This window comes from Mycobacterium sp. (assembly GCF_050701675.1).
Lineage (GTDB): Bacteria > Actinomycetota > Actinomycetes > Mycobacteriales > Mycobacteriaceae > Mycobacterium.
The window spans coordinates 1-2,530 of sequence record NZ_JBOGDD010000281.1 but is presented as its reverse complement, the minus strand read 5'-3'; the positions used below and the strand labels follow the sequence as shown (position 1 = coordinate 2,530).

The following is a 2,530-nucleotide window of genomic DNA, read 5'->3' as shown; positions in this document are numbered from 1 at the left end:
CGACAACATCGGTGGCATGACCATCGCCGGGGGCGTAGCGGCGGCACTCTACGGCCGCCATGTGACCGGCGAACCATCCGTGCTCGACGTGTCACTGCTCGCTGTGGGCGCCTGGACCACCCAGTTCAGCATCAACATGGCGATGCTGATGGGCGGGCCACTGCCCAAGGTCGAGCGCCGGACCCAGGCCCCTGGCAATCCCCTGACCGGTGCCTACCGCACCTCCGACGGCCGGTTCGTCCAACTGTCGATGCTGCAGCCGACCCGGTACTGGCCGGAGTTCTGCCGGCTGATGGGACTGGACGAATACACCGAGGATCCACGGTTCGAATCACTGCAGGCGATGGCCCAGAATGCCGACATCGCCTACGGCATCGTCCACGACGCCATCGCCAAGCTGACCTTCGCGGAGTGCAAGGACGTGCTCAGCCGGGGCACCGGACAGTGGGCACCGGTGCAGGACGCGTGGGAGCTGGCACACGACGAGGGTCTGACCGCGAACGGCCGGATTGCCAACATCGTTGATGCCGATGGCAACCCGCAGCAGCTGGTGGCCAGCCCGGTGAAGTTCGACGATGGCCCAGTGGAACTCGGACGTGCCCCGCAGTTCGCCGAGCACACCGACGACGTGCTGCGCGAGCTCGGCGTGGGCGACGACAGACTCATAGAACTCAAGATCGCCGGTGCGATCACGTAATCTCGGCGCTGTGACTGCCGCCGACATGACCTCGGGTGAGGACGGCACCGTCAAGGATCGACTGATCAGGGCGGCCGACACGGAGATCGCGGCCCGCGGTATCAACGCGGTGCAGATGGAAGCCGTCGCCAAGATCGCCGGTGTCTCGCGCGCCACCGCATTCCGCCAACTCGGCAGCGTCTCCGAGATGCTGGTTCACGTCGCACTGCTGCGAGCCCGTCGACACGTGGCAGCCGTGGAATCGCTGATGGCCGCGAAGACCGGCGTCTTCGCCAAGTTGGAGGCTGCGCTTTTGTACACCGCGCGCGAACTGCCGTCCGATCCGTCGATCGCGGCGCTGATCGCGCAGCACTCCGCGTCAGTGCACGACCCGCGCGTGCACCAGGTCGCGGTGGACGTGATGGGACCGGTGCTGGAGGACGGTCAGCGAAGTGGGCAGGTACGCACCGACATCGGCATCGGTGAGATGGTCGACTTCATGGTCGAGCAGACCTATCTGGCCGCCGAGGAGATCAAGCGGTCCGACGGCGAAACGCGACGACGCTTCCGCCACTTCATCATTCCCGGGCTCGCCGCGTCGAACGGCTCGAGCGGGGAGCACGTATCCCACACCATGGAGGTCGAGAAGGCGGTCAGCGTCGCGCTCGAGGCTCTGAACGATCTCGCCGACCAGTTGAGCCGCAACCACGCCGAGTGACAGCGCCGTAGACGCTGCCCCGACCTAGCGGTCTCTGAGCTCCTGCTGCATCCGGGCGATCTGGGCCCGATACGTGCCGACGAACCTCTTGGCCGTCGCAACCGCGTCGACATTGGTGCCGTGTGCGATCTCCGCTTCGGCCATCTCCACGGCCCCCTGCTGGTGTCCGATCATCGACCGCAGCCACAGGCTGTCGAACTCCGCGCCGCTCGACGAGTTCAAGTGCATCTTCGTCGCGTCGTCCACCATGCCCATCACCGCGTTGCCCTGCCAGCCTTGGCTGGGACCGGAGTCGGAATTCGAGTTCCATTGCACCAGAAGAACTTTCATCGTCTCGAGGTCAGGCCCCTGCGCGACATCGATACCGGCCGCAAGCGCGACGAGATCGGAGTCAGCGGAGCGCTCGGGCACCAGAGCCGTCAACTCCGAGGTCTGCCCGTAGGACGTGATCATCCCGTTGGCGAACGCGACGTCGTCGGCGTTGAAGCCCGCGGGCGCACCGGTGATGGCTGGCTGATCGGTTGACCGGGGCGCCTGGGGTTGCGAACCCGCGCCGCCGCACGCGCCCACCAAGAACGTGACGATCAGAACCAGTAACCCAGCGCCGTAGGACTTCATCTCACCGACGAGCGTAGCGAACCCAAACCCGGACGCTCTGCGCCTAGTATCTGCCGAAACCAGCACATAAGCTGTCAACATGAAGCGTGGCAAACCGCTGGTCGCCGTGATCGTCGCTTCCACTGCCCTCGGCGTGGTCACACAGACGCCAATGCCTCGGGCGAATGCTGTTCCGGCGCCCGAGGTGGAGTACACGTATAACGTGGTGGCGCGCCGACATTACGCCTTTCCAAACAATGACGCGATCGGCTACGGCTACGGGATCTGCGACAAGGTACGCAGTGGCGAGGGCTACCCACAGGTCATGGGTGACGTAAAGAACGACGTCCTCCCCAACGACGAGTTCGCGGCCAACTACCTGGTCTCGTACGCCGTCGGCATCTTGTGCCCCGCGCAGATCTGGCAGTTGCGAAACTCGGCCGCGGGCTACCAACCACCACCGGGGTAACCGCGTTTCGTCTTTGAGTACGCACCAAGGGATCCACCGGACGATTGCCGGTGCCAAAAAGTTAATACAT

General features: G+C 64.9%; 4 protein-coding genes. 3 read left to right on the top strand and 1 reads right to left on the bottom strand.

Annotated features, from left to right (window positions below; all coding sequences use genetic code 11):
• Together ACRDUX_RS08150 and ACRDUX_RS08145 are read left to right on the top strand one after the other, a co-directional pair.
• Positions 1 to 697: CoA transferase (locus ACRDUX_RS08150; RefSeq protein WP_526412745.1), on the top strand; the 697-nt coding region annotated here is incomplete at its 5' end.
• Between the two features lie 10 nt (positions 698 to 707).
• Complete coding sequence (locus tag ACRDUX_RS08145; protein WP_526412743.1) at positions 708 to 1,394, top strand: TetR/AcrR family transcriptional regulator; 687 nt, start codon at positions 708 to 710, stop codon at positions 1,392 to 1,394.
• Positions 1,395 to 1,418: 24 nt separating this feature from the next.
• On the opposite strand, the gene ACRDUX_RS08140 is transcribed toward ACRDUX_RS08145, so the two are convergent.
• Positions 1,419 to 2,012 (bottom strand): DUF305 domain-containing protein, encoded by a 594-nt coding sequence (locus ACRDUX_RS08140; protein ID WP_526412741.1) that lies wholly within the window; start codon positions 2,010 to 2,012, stop codon positions 1,419 to 1,421.
• A gap of 79 nt (positions 2,013 to 2,091) precedes the next feature.
• Between ACRDUX_RS08140 and ACRDUX_RS08135 the strand changes: the two genes are divergently transcribed.
• Entirely contained in the window at positions 2,092 to 2,460 is a 369-nt protein-coding gene (locus ACRDUX_RS08135; protein ID WP_526412739.1) for a DUF732 domain-containing protein, read from the top strand.
• The last annotated feature ends 70 nt before the right edge of the window (positions 2,461 to 2,530 follow it).